We start from the raw sequence: 16,514 nt of genomic DNA, 5'->3' as shown, positions 1-16,514 counted from the left end.
GATTGTAGTAGCTGTGATTTGCTATTCTTTCACCTTATGCCCAATTGCCTTTTCTAAATAGCGGAACTCTTTCTCCTTCTTTTGTAATGCCATCAATATCCATTTCACTAGTTCCTATCATGAAATCTACATGAGTAATACTTGAATTTGCTCCTGCTGCTTCCAACTCTTCGTCAGACATTTCTTTTCCACCCTCCAAGGCAAATGCGTATGCATTTCCTATTGCTAGGTGATGCGAAGCGTTTTCGTCAAATAGTGTATTATAGAAGATAAGATCTGTGTTGGAAATTGGTGAATCATGAGGTACTAGAGCTACCTCTCCAAGATAATGTGACCCTTCATCTGTTTCTACTAGCTTTTGAAGTGTTTCATATCCCTCTTCTGCTTCTACTTCAATAATCCGCCCATTTTCAAAGGTTAACGAAAAATTGTTAATCAAATTGCCTCCATAATTTAAAGGCTTAGAGCTACTAACTTTTCCATTCACTCCTGTTTTCAATGGAGTGGTGAAAACTTCCTCTGTTGGCATGTTCGCAATAAAAGCATGCCCTTTTTCATTAATGCTTTCAGGACCGATCCACACATGCTTTTCAGCAAGTTCAATGGTTAGGTCTGTTCCTTCTGCTTGGTAGTGTAATGCTTTGAATTTATGGTCATTTAAGAAATCAACCTTTTCGCTTAAGTTAGATTTATGCTCGTTCCAAGCTTTCACAGGGTCTTCCAGGTTCGCTCGAGTTGCGTGAAAAATAGCATCCCATAACTTTTCCTCTTGTTCTTTTTCCGATAATTCAGGGAAAACTTTTGCAGCCCAACCTTTAGATGGAACAGCTACAATCGACCAGCTTACCTTATCTGACATCGTATATTTTCTGGAATTTTTAGTTGCTTCACCTGTTACCTTTTGCAGGTTAGCAATTTTTTGTGGGTCGACTCCCTTTAAAAGGTCTGGGTTTAAAGAAGTGATTGCAAGCAAAGCTGATCCTTCTGCATAAGCTTTTTCCATCATTTCCGCTCTCCACAGCGGAAAATACTCAAAAGACTCATCTGGTGCGTAATCAAAGCGAGTTCTTGTAACAGTTTCGTCTGTCCACTCAATTTGTACAAGTTTAGCTCCTGCTTCATAGGCTTTTTTTGCAACAAGTCTTACATAAGGAGCAGATCCTATATCGGCATTAACAATAAGTGTCTGTCCGGGCTGTACGTTTACCCCTACTTTTACTGCAAGATCAGCGTATTTTTCCATGGTTGATTGTAACGTGCTATTCATTATGTATTCCTCCCTTTAAGTACCCATAAGTATTTATGAATGTGGTTCAGTGTATTTTAAAAAGTATCATGTTCCAGTGTTTTTGTCCAGATGGTGTAAAGATAGTAGAAACAGATGAAGAGCTATCCAGCGATTAGGATTTAAATCTAACCTCTTTTAGTGACTTCCCTTTTTACAAGCTCTGAAAATGCTTGCTGTATTTGTTTTGTCATACTTCCAGCCTTACCATCACCAACTTGTGTGCCATCAATTGATATAACTGGCACCACCTCACTGGTTGTAGAAGTAACAAATACCTCATCTGCCGCCAGCAGCTCCTGTTTAGAGAATTCTTGCTCATTGCATTTCCAGCCATTATTATCAAAAATCTCCAAAAGCTTCGATCTTGTAATTCCACTTAGTATCAAATTGTTAGCTGGGTGAGTAAATATTTCATCTCTTTTCACAATAAAAACATTCGAAGATGTCCCCTCCGTAACAATCCCATTTCTAATTAAAATCGCTTCAAACACTCCTGCTTCATTTGCCTTTTGTTTGATCATAATATTGTAAAGCAGGTTAAGGCTCTTAATGTCACAGCGAAGCCACCTAAGGTCTTCAGCTGTGATCACAGAAACACCATCATTCCGTGTATGCTTCATTTCTTTGTATGGTAATGGATATGCAATTAAAGTTGGTTCTATATCTGAAGGGTATTGATGTGCCCTTGGTGCCACTCCTCTTGAAACTTGCAGGTACAAACCGCCATTAACCATGTCATTCCTTTCTATAACACGGAGGATTTTCTGTATCAGCACTTCTGGTTCTTCCTTTATTTCTATCCCTACCTCTTTTGCACTTCGATAAAGTCTAGTTGTATGCTCCTTTAATGTGAACGGGACACCGTTATACACATTAATTACTTCATAAACTCCATCGCCAAATTGGTATCCACGATCCTCTATATCAACTCTTACTTCCTTACGCTCCACAATTTCACTATTAACTAGAACCTTCATCCTTCCACCTCCCGGAATATTCACTTTAGTTTTAATTCAATTGGACAGTGATCACTTCCAAGTATTTCAGCATGTATACCTGCACCTACAAGGCGTTCCTGAAGTGTTTCTGACACAATAAAGTAATCAATTCTCCAGCCTATATTTCGTTCACGGACTTTATTCATATAGGACCACCATGTGTATTTATCCGTATGATCAGGATAAAAGTATCGAAAAGTATCAACATAACCCGATTCCAACAAACGTGTCATCTTCCCTCGTTCTTCTTCTGTATAACCGGAATTGTTTCGATTGGATTTAGGATTCTTTAAATCAATCTCAGTGTGGGCGACGTTTAAGTCACCACAAAGAATGACCGGTTTGATTTTTTCCAAATTTTGAATATAGGCTAGAAAACGGTCCTCCCAGTCTAATCGGAAGTCAAGTCTAGCCAAATCTCTTTGTGAGTTAGGTGTATAAACATTAACCAGGATGAAGTTTTTATATTCAAGAGTGATAATTCTACCTTCGTGCTCCCTCTCTTCTTTATTCTGCATGTCTAAGCCGTAACTAACTTGTAAGGGTTTCTCTTTTGTAAAAACAGCAGTTCCTGAATAGCCCTTTTTTACGGCATAATTCCAATATTGATGATACCCGGGAAGGTCTAGCTCTATTTGCCCTTCTTGGAGTTTTGTTTCTTGAATACAGAAAATATCTGCATTCATATTATGAAAATACTCCATAAACCCTTTTTTAACACATGCCCGTATTCCATTTACATTCCAAGATATTATTTTCACGATGTTATTGTACTCCCTTAGTTTTGCCTTCTATCATTCTGGCAAACTCGTTAAGATGAGCCAATTATATCAAAAATTAGAGGCATTTCCTAAAATAAACCCCTTTCAACAGATAACTATTGATACAGGATAATTTTTATAGAACCTATACGATTCTGTTTTTCTTTTTAAACTAATTTTCTAAAAATACAAAATATTTTAAACTCTACTACATATATTAATACAACTACAATTATATATTGCAATTTTCCAGTAAGCGCTTACTAAATTCAAAAGGGAGCGATGTTTATGCGAGAAACACCTAATTTTGGAGAGTTTTACCCAAAATCTCTTGTCCCAATCAATAAAGACGATCTTTTGATTTTCCTTGAAAAAGTTACAGACATTGAATGCTGTGACAATTACAGCCATTGGTTAATAGCATTAGAGGGTAGAGAAATGAATGTGGGAGAAAATTATTATCACTGGCAGATCGTTGTCTTCCCAGCAGAAATAGATGGCGGTTTTGATTACAAGTATCCTCTTTACGTTTCCTCCTTTTTCCTATCCATTGACGAAGCTCTTGATTACATCACAGAGGTAGAAGAAATTGCTAATCAAGGTCAGTTATTTACTATTGCTGGATGACGTATAGTTTGAAAAAGCTCTTTTCGTTAAGTTTGTTGCTGTAAGTCCGTAAAAAATCGGTATTTAAATTTATTCCTTTCCTGGACACTCAAGATAAGGAGTAATTTGTTAATTTAACAGGTAGAATGTAAAGTGTTGTACTAACTTACGAAAAAGCAAGTATCTTTGCGATAACTGCTATAAAAAAGAAAAACACTCTCGTTTTTCTTTTTGCATGTGTATGTGAAAGATTATACAAAGAATACATAAGTACATTCGAGATGTAGTTGCATTAATTCAGAAAATCTTCGGCTAGGATAACCCTTTTATAACACTCCTCTTTAATAAAAACAAAATTAAAAAAGCCTATCCAAAGATAAGCTTCCTCCTACTTACGCCAATCGAAACACTATTCCGTGTCCGCCTTTTGGATATTCCCATTGAATATTTTGATGTGGACAACCTATTCTGCAGCTGCCGCACTCATGACAGCCTTCATATCCAACATGCATCCGTATTTCTTCCCATTTGTATATTTCTGCAGGACAGAAAATCGTACAAATTTTATCCGGGCATTTCGTCAAGCATATGTCTTCATCTAATACGTGGAGATGGGATTTGGTGTCGGCATTGAAACGAACGAGATACTGTTTTTCTTCGATAGACTGACCTTTCTTATGTTCACTCATTATTTCATCACCTTCCATGCTCGATATGCATCTCGAGCTAGTTTAAGTTTTTCTTTCGGTGACCCCAGGTCTTTCCATATCTTTTTCTGCTTTTCCCATTTGGACGTGCCATCAACGGTAAACATTTGACTTGCAGCGCGGTTCACCATCGGAATGTATTGATCAAAGTATTGTGGAAATTTATTAAAGTGGTGGGTAGAATCTTTATACTTTTTCATATCCTGGCCAACAAAGCTCTTCATCAGGTTGATTCGATATTGATCAAGCGTTCCTTCAGAAAAGTCCCCCTGCTCTTTTGCTGATAGGATGGTTTGTGCAGCAAGTCTTCCGGAGGTCATGGCAAGATTGGAGCCTTCACGGTGGATCGCATTGACAAGTTGGGCTGCGTCTCCTACAACAAGCACACCGTCCGCAACGATTCTTCCCATGGATTTCAGACCGCCTTCAGGTATAAGATGAGCCAAATATTCCACAGGCTCTGCGCCAGCAAGATACGGCCGAACCATTGGATGCGTTTTTACATATTCCAAAAGTTCGTATGGTTTTATTTTATGCTCAATTAATCCAGAAAGAAGTGTTCCTACCCCAATACTTAAAGTATCTTTATTCGTATAAAGAAAACCGGTCCCTAGAATCCCTTTTGTGGCGTCTCCAAAGAGCTCAATCGTACACCCTTGGTTCTTTTCAAGGTTAAAGCGCTCTTCAATCGTTTTGCTATCTAGTTTCAAAATTTCCATTGTTGCGAGGGCTACTTCATCAGGCCGGTATTCTTTATGAAAACCTAGTGATTTTCCTAAAAGAGAATTTACACCGTCTGCTAAAACTACGACATCTGCATAAACTTCTCCATTTGGACGATCTGTTCTTACTCCAACCACTTTTCCATTTTCCACGATGCATTCAAGGACAACCGTTTCATTTACTAAGAGTGCCCCTTGTTCTACCGCCTTTTTTGCAAACCATTGATCAAATTTCGCCCGCAAAACAGTGAAATTATTATAAGGCTCCTCTGCCCACTCCATCCCCTTATAACCAAAAGTCACCGCTGATTGCTTATCCATCATCATGAATCGTTGTTCAACGACTGGTCGTTCTAGCGGTGCTTCCTTGTGAAAGTCAGGAATAATATCCTCCATCATTTTTCGATACAATACCCCACCCATAACATTTTTGGAACCAGGATATTCCCCCCGTTCAAGGAGTAGCACCTTAGCCCCGCCTTTTGCTAATTCAAATGCACAGGATATTCCGGCAGGTCCTGCACCCACTACGATACAATCAAACTTCTCTGACATGATGGACCTCCTCTTTGCCCAATTCTTTCTTAATTTCTTCTACTAGTATTGGAAGAATTTCAAATGCATCGCCAACGATTCCATAATGACAGGATTGAAAAATGGCTGCATTAGGATCTTTGTTGATTGCTATAATCATGCCAGAGTTTTTCATGCCAACAATGTGCTGAATCGCCCCAGAAATTCCAATGGCAAAATAAATTTTCGGAGTCACTGTTACTCCCGTTTGTCCCACTTGATGGTGATGCTCGACCCAGCCGGCCTCCACTACATCCCTGCTGGCACCGACCACTCCACCTAATGTGTCTGCGAGCTGACCGATGAGCTTAAAACCTTCTGCACTCCCAAGCCCTTTTCCTCCAGCCACAACGATATCGGCTTCATCTATTTTTATCTTCTTCTTTGTTTCACGGACAATCTTCAATACCTTTGTTCGCATTTCTTCTTCTTTTAACTCAATGTTTTCTTGTATTAACTCGCCTGTTCTGTTCTTATCCGGACTGAGCGCTTTCATTACTTTTGGTCGAACTGTAGCCATTTGGGGACGATATTTTTTACATAAAATTGTCGCCATGATGTTTCCACCAAATGCAGGTCGGCTGGCAAGCAACAAACCGGTGTCCTCTTCTACATCAAGCTCAGTTGTATCAGCTGTCAATCCTGTCGGGAGGTCGGTTGCAACCGCGCTCGCTAAATCTTTTCCGGTGGAGGTCGCACCATAAAGAATGATTTCCGGCTTATATTTTTCACTGCAATGAAGGAGCGCTTTCATAAATGATTCGGTTCGATATAGCTTGAAAATTGGCTGATCGTAAACGTAAACCTTGTCAGCCCCATACTCAAAGAGATTGGAAGTCAATTCAGTGACATTGTGTCCAATCAGAACACCTGATAGTTCGACCCCACGTTTATCTGCAAGTGTCCTTCCTGCTCCTAAGAGTTCGAGTGAAACTGGCACAATCTCGCCTTCCTTTTCCTCTATGAAAACCCAAACTCCCCGATAATCTTCGAAGGTCATCGTAATTCCCTCTTTTCTGCAAAAAGCTCTTTTTTATCTAAAACGATGGAAAGCAGCTGTTTTACTTGTTCCTGTGGATTTCCTTCCAACAGCTTGCCACCCTCTGGCTTTGGTGGTGCCCATACTTTTGCAACGATTGTTGGTGACCCCTTCAACCCAAGTTGCTTTCGATCAATATCTTCCAGGTCATCCACAGACCAGATATGTGGTGTGTAACGTGCTGCTTTAAGCATATTTGGAAAACTTGAGTAAGGAACTTCATTGATTTCCTTTTCTACAGAAAGAAGGCAAGGTAAATTGGTTTGAACCACTTCATAGCCATCTTCTAGCTTTCGATGAACAACCATATAGGAATCTTCTTTATTGATTTCTACTATTTTATTAACAGAGGTTAATGGGGGGATATCCAAGCGTCTAGCTATGCCAGGTCCCACTTGTCCTGTATCCCCGTCAATCGTCATTTTTCCGCAAATGATAAGATCAATTGGCCTAATTTCACTTATTTTGTTTAGCGCTTTCGTAAGCGCATAGCTTGTTGCTAATGTATCGGCACCTGCAAAGGCCCTGTCCGATATCATGTATCCATCATCTGCCCCAATTTCAATACACTTTCTAATCGCTTTCACCGCTGGCGGCGGTCCCATTGTCACAACCGAAACCGTACCACCATACTTATTTTTAATCCGCACTGCTTCTTCCACTGCGTGTGCGTCATACGGATTTAAAATCGCTGGTGCACTGGCACGATCCATGGTATTCGTCTTTGGATTCATTTTGATTACTTTTGTATCCGGCACCTGCTTTATGCATGCAACAATATGAAGCAATACCTTCCCCTCCTTACCTTCATCTATTATTAGATTTGCAAAATTAAATGTAGATAATAGTCCCATTATTATTACTATATGGACAAGGAAGGAGAACATACCGGTTTTTTATGAGTTTGGTAGAGAAAGAGCGTGAAAATAAGGAGAGAAAGACTCGTTTAGTTGAATTGGTTATAAAAGTTGATAAACTTGAAGGGTCTATGGAATCTTAAACCTTCTGGAAATGTTAGATAAAATGAGAACTATTAAATAGGGGTGGATGGTGTTAGATAGATTTCGGATGATGTTAGATGAAATTCGTAAGGTGTTAGTTGAAATTCGATGGTAGTTAGTTGAATTTCGGAAGGTGTTAGATCATATCCAGTAGTTGTTAGTTGAATTTCAGAATGTGTTAGATAAAATTCAATTGTTGTTAGATGAATTTCAAAAGTTGTTAGATAAAATCCGAAAGGTGTTGGATCAAGTTCAAATTTAGTGAATTATTTTTAGAAAAACCGATAATTAGGACTCTATCAATCCAAAAAATAAGGTTTGCAAATATAACTTAATGAATTTTAAACATAATGCCAGTGAAAAGCTTCAGATTTCCTTTAAAAACGGACGTTTTGTAAGACTATACACTTAAATTCTTAAGGAAGGATGAATGAAAACTCCAAGACGTTCAATATGAATGGCTAGTCCGTCCTTGAAAACCTAAAATAGTGTGCAGCCATCAGCCATCTCCCCCTACCCCCACAACAGATATTCCAGACCCCTCGATTCCTTCACCCCTCCGCTTCTAAGCTATTGTATTAATATGAATTCTGGTTTCTTTCCGTTTGTATAAGGGTATTTTTTTAGGTATAGTATGTAGTATGTAAAGATTTGTAATAAACTGGGATAACAATGCATGGAAAGGAGCTATAAATGGATAAGTTTTATAAGATTTCCTCAGATGAAGTGTTGAAAAAACTTGATGTTACTAAAGAAGGCCTATCAGATTCAGACGTTAAAAAGAGACAGGAGCAGTACGGATTTAATGAACTAGGGGAAGAGCAGCGGAAAAGTACATTACGAGTTTTCTTGGAACAGTTTAAAGATTTTCTTGTTATTATTCTAATCGTTGCAGCGTTATTATCTGCATTTTTAGGAAAGTTCGAGAGTACGATTGTAATTCTTGTTGTTGTGCTAATCAATGCGATTCTTGGAACAGTTCAGCATGTAAAAGCTGAGCAATCATTAAGCAGCCTGAAAAGCTTATCGTCCCCTACTGCTAAAGTATTGAGAAATGGAAATAAAATAGAAATCCCCTCCAAAGAAGTGGTGGTTGGAGATATACTCTATTTGGATGCAGGCGATTATATTAGTGCAGATGGTAGAATCCTTGAAAGCCATAGCTTACAGGTAAATGAAAGTTCACTGACAGGTGAATCCATCAGTGCGCTAAAAGCACTTGATCCTATTCTAGAGGACGATGTATCTATTGGTGACAAGAAAAATATGGCGTTTTCCGGAAGTTTTGTTACATATGGAAGAGGAGTTATTGTTGTCACGGAAATTGGAAAGAAAACAGAAATCGGGAAAATCGCCAACTTAATGGAAACTGCGAAAGAAAAGAAAACACCACTCCAACTAAATCTTGATAATTTTGGAAAGAAGCTAGCCGTTGCGATCATAATCATCGCAGTACTCATCTTTGCAATAGATATTATAAGAGGGCGTACCATAATTGATTCGTTTATGTTTGCAGTTGCCCTTGCAGTTGCCGCAATTCCAGAGGCATTGAGCTCTATTGTGACAATTGTTCTAGCGTTTGGAACACAAAAGATGGCAAAGGAAAACGCTATTATTCGGAAACTGCATGCAGTGGAAAGCTTAGGAAGTATTTCTGTCATTTGTTCTGATAAAACAGGAACGCTAACTCAAAATAAAATGACAGTTCAACAAGTATTTTTAGACAATCAAATCAAAGAACATGACCAATTGCAACTAGACCAGTCCCTCCACAAGAATTTTATACTAATGCAAATTTTGTGCAATGATGCAGAAACAACGAAGCAAAAGGAAATCGGGGATCCGACAGAAATCGCGTTGGTAAACTTAGGAGAAGAAATCTACGGTTTGGATGAAATAGAAACTAGAAAAAGCTATCCTAGGTTGAATGAAGTACCCTTTGATTCCGACAGGAAGTTGATGAGTACAGTAAATACCCTTGATGGTAAGTCAATATTAATGACAAAAGGTGCCGTGGATGTACTATTAGATAGAGTGGTAAGAATTGAAACTTCTACTGGAATATCAGATTTTTCACCAGAAGATAAACAAAAAATTGAAGAAGTAAATCAAAGGTTTTCAGAAAACGGTTTGCGAGTTCTTGCGTTTGCTTATAAAGAAGTGGACGGTCATGCTAATGTCACTCCGGATGATGAAAATGATTTAATATTTATAGGATTAACCGCTATGATGGATCCCCCGAGGAAAGAGTCCCAAGAAGCGGTAGAACGTTGCATTTCTGCAGGTATAAAACCGGTGATGATTACGGGTGACCATAAAATTACTGCATCAGCCATTGCAAAACAAATTGGGATATTTAAAGATGGTGATAAAGCAATAGAAGGCCATGAACTCGAAAAGATAAATGACCAAGAACTAAAAGAAATGGTGGAACATGTTTCAGTATACGCCCGCGTGTCTCCAGAGCATAAAATCAGAATTGTTCGAGCATGGCAGGAAAAAGGAAATATTGTTGCAATGACAGGCGATGGTGTCAATGATGGACCAGCGTTAAAACAGGCGAATATAGGGATTGCAATGGGGATTACTGGAACAGAAGTTGCAAAAGATGCATCTTCAATGGTTTTAACGGATGATAATTTTTCGACAATCGTAAAAGCGATTGCTAATGGTAGAAGCATTTATGCAAACATTAAAAATGCCATTCGATTTTTATTGGCCGGTAATACTGCTGGGATTATCTCTGTTCTTTACGCTGCAATTGGTGGGTTACCTGTCCCCTTTGCTCCAGTACATTTACTATTTATTAATTTACTAACAGATAGTTTACCTGCGATTGCGATTGGGTTGGAACCTCATAACAAAAAAGTTATGGATGAAAAACCAAGAGATGTGGAGACTTCGCTATTAAATAAAGTCTTTGCAGCCCGCTTAGTTACGGAAGGCTTTCTAATTGCAGTTGCTACACTGATCGCTTTTTACATTGGATTAGCAACGAATGATACACTAACAGCAAGTACCATGGCCTTTGCCACATTGTGTCTTGCACGGTTGTTTCATGGTTTTAATGCCCGTTCTAGGCAGTCTATTTTCAAGGTAGGGATTTTCTCAAACCTTTATTTAATAGCAGCAGTCATTATAGGTATTGCCTTGTTACAACTAGTACTCCTTGTGGATCCTTTGAAAGGAGTATTCGAAGTTGCTACGCTAACTCCTGCTCAATTCGGATACGTCTATGGCCTGGCATTAATGCCATTAGTGCTTATCCAATTATATAAGCTTATATTTGTGAGAAAATAATATTAGTATGATGTAACAATTTCACCTTAGTTTATGAAGTTGATTATAAAAAAGCCTGCATTCACATTAGTTTGAATGCAGGCTTTATATATTAAGCTGTGTTGAACGCCACTGTTGATTTCCGCAAAAGGCTACGCGTTCCACAGAGCGGTGCTTGAGCTTCCTCGGCTGCCTGCTGGGTCACAAGTATTCCGCAATCACCCGTTGGATTCTCCGCCTTTTACTCCAGTCATCGCTGGAATAGTGTTATTATCAAGAAACAACTTTAAAAGATCCATCTATTATATTAACTCAACATCTCAAGCCTGAATTAATAACTCTATTTGTTTACTCACAACCATCATCTGAACAATAGGATGTGTTATCTTTGGATGTGAATTTCTGTAACTTAGGTTTTGAATTTTCTTCATCCCACACCTTATTTAGTGCATCAACGAATACCTCCACTGGTTGTGCTCCTGAAATGGCGTATTTGCTGTTCAAGACAAAGAATGGAACACCTTGTACCCCTATCTCGCGGGCTTCCAATTCATCATTGCGAACATCCTGCTCAAATTGATTTCCATTGAGGACATCTTCCACTTCCCCTCCATTTAGACCGAGGTCTGCAGCGAGTTCTATGAGATAGTTCACATCGCCAATATGTTTGGAGTCCGTGAAATAAGATTGTAGTAAGCGTTCTGTAACTTCAGGACCTTTTCCCTTCGTCTCAGCATACTTTGCTAATCGATGCGCATCAAATGTGTTGGTTGGAATATTATGATCAAAGTCGAATTTCAAGCCGACTGCAGCTGCTTGAGTAGCAACGCCTTCCCCCATTTTCTTCGCTTCTGCTACTGACATACCATATTTTTTTGCCAAAATTTCATGGATACTTAAATCCGTATTTCTTTTTGCATTAGGGTCCAATTCGAAACTCTTGAAATGGATATCTACCTTATCTTTATGGGGGAATTTTTCTAATGCTTCCTCCAGCCGTCTTTTACCTATATAACAGAATGGACAAACAAAGTCAGACCATATCTCGATTTTCATGGTTACACCTCTTTCAAAATATTGTATTTAAACATACTATCACATTGTACCGCAATCCTCTTCTATTATGCTTATCGATTAATTGCCTTATATGTGTATCCTGAAATCAATCCTGTTTCTTGTGGCTTCTGGGCAATTTCTTGTACTCTTGCCAACATAACTAAATCACTTGCAGTATTAAGATAGATTCATTTGCTTTAAAAGGTAAAAAGCAAGCACAGATGATACAACTCTAACAGAGACATGCGGAGGACGACCCCTTTTCGCACCTTCATATGGAGTACCTAACCACAGGATTTCTTCGTCAATGACGATAAAAGGAAAATTAATATCTTCTTTTCTAATGACAGTCTCAAATACTTCACCTGATTGCATAGAAGATGTAACAATTGTAAGCTTTATACGCTTGTTAAGGTTATTTAAAATATCTACCAAGTTATGGGGAAGCTTTGACAGGTCAGGAATGCCTAGAACAATAGTGGATTTTGTTTGTTCGATATCTTGGACAACTTTCTCTATTTTTAATGCGTGCATCCATTGAACTTTAGGATGCTGTTTTTTAATCCATGAACCAACATCATGGGGAAAGATTTGCTTTTGGTTATTTTCTTGATAGTCAATTAATTTACGTATCATTCTATTGTTACTGATCTTAGTTTTCATAAACTGTGTATCGCTAACATGAATGAACTTACCCTTTGCACGTGTAATTGCCACATTTAAAAGCCTTTCACTTTCTTTTCCAACCAACAGCATACCCGGCCGTTCGATCGGATAGCTGTCTACGGAGTCAAAAATAACCACATCTTTTTCGCTTCCTTGAAAACGGTGAACGGTAGCTGCAACGATGTCCGCTTTTAAATTCTCTTCCTGCAATACTTCATCAAGAAAAGATTCCATAAGCATTGCTTGAGCCCTGTAAGGAGAAATATACCCGATGGAACCCACTTCATCCACTAAGGCTTCATATAAGAGCTGAAAAGAAATTAAAAGATGCCAAAGATTCACTCTGGAACGAGTGTTCTTATCAATCATTCCGTGCTCTCCTGTATAACTTGTATGAACTAGGACTGAAGCAAAACCGGGAAAAGGCTGCTGTTTTGCAATTATATTTCTGTTTTGGAGTACACTTTCATGGTCACCGACTAGTGAATGATAAATATATTTATTTGTAAAAGCAGATATGTCTGGATGCATTCTTCGTTGCTCTTTTAATAAAAATAAATGAGGATGCAATACACTCTGTTTTACTGTTGCTGCTACTCCAGTATGATAAAAAATATCTTCTCTAAGCCACTTATCTATCAATTCATGCCTTGCCGAGGCAATAGGGGGGAGCTGTTTGAAATCACCGCAAATGATAATATGCTTACCTAAGGAAGAAGCAAAGGCTATTTGAGGAACATATGCCATACTCGCTTCATCGACAACTACTAGATCATAATTTTTTTCATATATAGCTTGATCCATCGCCGCTTTTGCTAAAGTTGCTCCGGTAATGATTGCCTCTTTTAAATAATCGACCTCTTTTTGACGTATTTTTTCTAGGACTCGGGCTATCTTTGTTTCCAACTCTAAAAGTTGATCAGAATCTCTTTTGCTGAATGAATCCGACAGATCTTGTTTTAATAAAACCCTTTCATCAAATAGGGAGCTTCTCTCTTTCGCTAGCTTCGGTTCATGGTGCTCTAAAAGCTGATTTGTTGTAAGTGGTAGTGGATTCGTCATTATATCAAAGCTTGGTGTGCCATATCTCAGGATATCCCCTTCCTGAAAACGACCTTGTTTATTTATAAAATGAGCAACCTCTTTTATTAAAACGTCTACAGATTGATTACTATGAGATAAGATTAAAACATTCTTCTTTTTAAAGTATTTATTGGCTGCGACCCTTGCTAAAGTATGGGTTTTACCTGTTCCAGGAGGTCCCCAAACAAAAGTGACAGGGTTATATTTAGACCTTAGAATTAATTCGTGAACATTACTTTTAATTTTATCTGTAGGATGTTTAGGTTCCATAATAGGTTTTAGAAGCCTTTTGACTCGTAACCGTTTTTGCTTATTTTCTTTAATATCTGTTATTCTTTCATATAGCTGATCTAATAGCTCCCAGGGGTCATGACTTACAAAGGCTTCCGATAAGGTGTCCCCTAAAGATTCCCCGAAGGAGATAATAACACTTCTCCCCTCTGAGGAGAGAATTCTTCCTTCTTTTGATAATGCTCCCCATTCTAATTGGACTAAGCTTCCGGTCGGTATGCGAACAGATTGAGTAGCTTCAAAAAAATAGACATAGCTCTTTTCTTTCGAAATCAAGTGTCCATTGGTAACCTGGTATTTATTGCTTCCATACTTTTTCAAGTGTAGTATTTCTATTTTTAGAGCTTTTTGCCACTCTCTTAAATAAACTATTGTACTTTTAATCATGATTCTCTTCCTTTTAAATGCGCTACACACGATTGGTTTTTTAGGTACTTCTATAGCCTTAACTTATATTTAGATTAAATAAAATTACTAGTCGAACCATTCAGCAACTTCCCCATCCACCATTCTTTCTAATTCGAGTAAGAAGTTCAACTGCAGCGGACCTGGCAGCTTTTCTTGAATTTCATTTACTAACTCCAATGATTCTGCCAATTCTAATTGTTCAGGTTTGGGCTTTATGTTCCTAAACCATTTTTCAAAAGCTTCAATGAAGGTATAAAAATCACGTTCGAATTTTTCTGCCCATTCGGCTCCTTCATCTCCTTCCATCTTTTGCATCATATGCCAATCTTCTAATGCGATAGATAAGCTATCCATTACTTCCTTTTCCATAGTCCTCTCCCCCGCCACTTTTTTTGTCGCCGTCCATTTATTTTGACTATAATCGTACAGAATATTTACAGTGAAAACTTCATAAAAAAATGCCAGAACCTACACGATCTGTAGGATCTGACATTTTTAATAATATGATAGCATTATTTATAAAATTTTATAACTGTTTTTTCTACTTTTTTATCTTCTTTACTTAAACTCTTAGGTTTTTTTGGGGATACAGGCTTAACTTTATCCTCCATAATTGTGGAAATCTCTAAGTAAAATGGGTTGGACTCTCGGTTTCCACCTAAGTATCCTTTTAAGATTTTCAGTTTGCTCGTGGATCCTTTAAGCAGCGCTTTGTAATCCCAATCAATTTCATTCTTATAGGTATTATCCATTCTTTCCTTTAGTGCTAAAGCCTCTGAAATCGCTTCTTTAGGTGTAGAGAAAAAAGTGTCTACTCTCTTTAGACCTCTTTTTTTCAATCCATCTCCTGCTCTTGCTTGATATAGTGTTACAGACATATTAGGTCATCCTTTCTGTATGTCGGCTTCACACCTTCAGATGGTTAATTTAAACACCAGGATACTAAAGGAATTTACCTTATACTAATAGTATACCCTTAAATGACATATAATACCACGACTTTATTCACTTATACAAGCAAAGAAATAAGTAATTGAAAAATTTTTTATGGTTTCAATGGGAAAGCTATGAAAAATATGAGATAATTGATATTGTGTGGGCAAATAGAATTGCCCCCTGCTTGTGGACCTATTGTTTATTTGGCATAGTCGAAGAAAGCACTAGACACGTAAATAATTGAATCTCACATAGAAAGAAGGAATAAATATTGAAATTAAAAAACAAATTCCAAGACAATGAAAAGGTTATTCTAAAAAGTACTGGTGAGGAAGTCACGATAAGTAAATTTAACTACGTACCAAATTTAAAGAGATATTCCTATACTTTAAAAGAATATCCTAAAAGCTTTTACTTTGAAGAAGAGATAAAGCAATTATAAAACTACCTGCGCATATAGTCTGCGCGGTCAGAAAATGATTCCTCTATATTTGTAAATAGTCCTCTATCTAATAATCATTTGGTATCCTTTAATCCAACTAAACTTACTATAAATGGTGTAGAATCAGCTAACATTAAGTTAGCTGATTTTTGTTTTTATTGGTTATTTGAGGTAGTACAATCGTTACTTTCTTCTGAAAAATTCTCAATGGCTTACAACAGTACCTTTATGTAATGTGCCTTATCTATTTCATGTTATTTCCCTTTCATTATGGGGTATACAGTAGGATAGCTAAAGGAGGCGAGAAATATGGTTTATTTACTTTATATTAGCGGTGCAATTTTACTTATCGGCATAGGATATTTAATCTACTCAACATTACAATTCCGCAAAGAAACCAAGCCGACATTTTCTTTTTTTCAAACTGTATCCAGTAGGCTGCAAGAAGAAAATGAAGCAATAAAGCAACAAACCGATCAAGTGAAGGATAAAAAGCAGATGATCAAGAATGATATTGATTGGAAAAAAGCGGTTTTTTCTCACACTATTTTTCAATTCAAGAAATTTATTAGAGTAATGTCCAAAAGTAGCTCAAAACAAAAAGTCAATGAATATTCACAGGAAATGTAAAGGAGGAAGCACAATTTGGCTTCCTCCT

General features: G+C 37.7%; 14 protein-coding genes. 3 read left to right on the top strand and 11 right to left on the bottom strand.

All coding sequences use genetic code 11. The features are described from left to right. Window positions 1–34 precede the first annotated feature (34 nt). The 3 genes from K9B36_RS00260 to xth all read right to left on the bottom strand — a co-directional run bounded on the left by K9B36_RS00260 (window position 35) and on the right by xth (window position 3,047). Window positions 35–1,267, bottom strand: a complete 1,233-nt coding sequence (locus K9B36_RS00260; protein WP_223699921.1) for an aminopeptidase — start codon at window positions 1,265–1,267, stop codon at window positions 35–37. A gap of 146 nt (window positions 1,268–1,413) precedes the next feature. Further along, window positions 1,414–2,265 (bottom strand): D-amino-acid transaminase, encoded by an 852-nt coding sequence (dat, locus tag K9B36_RS00255; protein WP_223699920.1) that lies wholly within the window; start codon window positions 2,263–2,265, stop codon window positions 1,414–1,416. Between the two features lie 20 nt (window positions 2,266–2,285). Further along, window positions 2,286–3,047, bottom strand: a complete 762-nt coding sequence (gene xth, locus K9B36_RS00250; RefSeq protein WP_223699919.1) for an exodeoxyribonuclease III — start codon at window positions 3,045–3,047, stop codon at window positions 2,286–2,288. A 288-nt stretch (window positions 3,048–3,335) separates the two neighbouring features. Between xth and K9B36_RS00245 the strand changes: the two genes are divergently transcribed. Continuing rightward, window positions 3,336–3,674, top strand: coding sequence for a hypothetical protein (locus K9B36_RS00245; RefSeq protein ID WP_223699918.1), 339 nt, complete (start codon window positions 3,336–3,338; stop codon window positions 3,672–3,674). A 371-nt stretch (window positions 3,675–4,045) separates the two neighbouring features. On the opposite strand, the gene K9B36_RS00240 is transcribed toward K9B36_RS00245, so the two are convergent. From K9B36_RS00240 to K9B36_RS00225, 4 genes are read right to left on the bottom strand one after another with little or no spacing between them, the layout of a single operon-like run. Next, window positions 4,046–4,342 carry a ferredoxin family protein gene (locus tag K9B36_RS00240; protein WP_223699917.1) on the bottom strand — a complete coding sequence of 99 codons (297 nt, stop codon included), beginning with the start codon at window positions 4,340–4,342 and terminating at the stop codon, window positions 4,046–4,048. Then, window positions 4,342–5,637: an FAD-dependent oxidoreductase gene (locus K9B36_RS00235; RefSeq protein ID WP_223699916.1), complete on the bottom strand. Its 1,296-nt coding sequence runs from the start codon at window positions 5,635–5,637 to the stop codon at window positions 4,342–4,344. The genes K9B36_RS00240 and K9B36_RS00235 overlap by 1 nt, the downstream gene beginning before the upstream one ends. Further along, complete coding sequence (locus K9B36_RS00230; protein ID WP_223699912.1) at window positions 5,621–6,655, bottom strand: electron transfer flavoprotein subunit alpha/FixB family protein; 1,035 nt, start codon at window positions 6,653–6,655, stop codon at window positions 5,621–5,623. Before K9B36_RS00230 ends, K9B36_RS00235 begins: the two co-directional genes overlap by 17 nt. Then, the gene (locus K9B36_RS00225; RefSeq protein ID WP_223699910.1) at window positions 6,652–7,482 is read right to left on the bottom strand and encodes an electron transfer flavoprotein subunit beta/FixA family protein; all 831 of its coding nucleotides are present in this window, start codon (window positions 7,480–7,482) and stop codon (window positions 6,652–6,654) included. Before K9B36_RS00225 ends, K9B36_RS00230 begins: the two co-directional genes overlap by 4 nt. Window positions 7,483–8,388: 906 nt before the next feature. On the opposite strand from K9B36_RS00225, the gene K9B36_RS00220 reads away from it, so the two are divergent. Continuing rightward, on the top strand, window positions 8,389–10,995 hold the full coding sequence (locus tag K9B36_RS00220) for a calcium-translocating P-type ATPase, PMCA-type (RefSeq protein WP_223699909.1): 2,607 nt from the start codon (window positions 8,389–8,391) through the stop codon (window positions 10,993–10,995). 327 nt (window positions 10,996–11,322) lie between these two features. Here K9B36_RS00220 and K9B36_RS00215 read toward each other — a convergent pair whose 3' ends face one another. From K9B36_RS00215 to K9B36_RS00200, 4 genes are all read right to left on the bottom strand, one after another. Continuing rightward, window positions 11,323–12,030: a DsbA family oxidoreductase gene (locus K9B36_RS00215; RefSeq protein ID WP_223699908.1), complete on the bottom strand. Its 708-nt coding sequence runs from the start codon at window positions 12,028–12,030 to the stop codon at window positions 11,323–11,325. A gap of 177 nt (window positions 12,031–12,207) precedes the next feature. Next, on the bottom strand, window positions 12,208–14,457 hold the full coding sequence (locus tag K9B36_RS00210; protein ID WP_223699907.1) for an AAA domain-containing protein: 2,250 nt from the start codon (window positions 14,455–14,457) through the stop codon (window positions 12,208–12,210). 87 nt (window positions 14,458–14,544) lie between these two features. Then, a complete protein-coding gene (locus tag K9B36_RS00205; RefSeq protein WP_223699906.1) occupies window positions 14,545–14,847 on the bottom strand; it encodes a hypothetical protein in 303 nt (100 codons plus the stop codon). 143 nt (window positions 14,848–14,990) lie between these two features. Further along, window positions 14,991–15,356 (bottom strand): hypothetical protein, encoded by a 366-nt coding sequence (locus K9B36_RS00200; protein ID WP_223699905.1) that lies wholly within the window; start codon window positions 15,354–15,356, stop codon window positions 14,991–14,993. An 809-nt stretch (window positions 15,357–16,165) separates the two neighbouring features. Here K9B36_RS00200 and K9B36_RS00195 point away from each other — a divergent pair. Beyond that, window positions 16,166–16,486: a hypothetical protein gene (locus K9B36_RS00195; protein WP_223699904.1), complete on the top strand. Its 321-nt coding sequence runs from the start codon at window positions 16,166–16,168 to the stop codon at window positions 16,484–16,486. The last annotated feature ends 28 nt before the right edge of the window (window positions 16,487–16,514 follow it).

This window comes from Sutcliffiella deserti (genome assembly GCF_020037475.1).
GTDB classification, from domain to species: domain Bacteria; phylum Bacillota; class Bacilli; order Bacillales; family Bacillaceae_I; genus Sutcliffiella_A; species Sutcliffiella_A deserti.
This window is presented reverse-complemented; position numbering and strand designations above follow the sequence as displayed.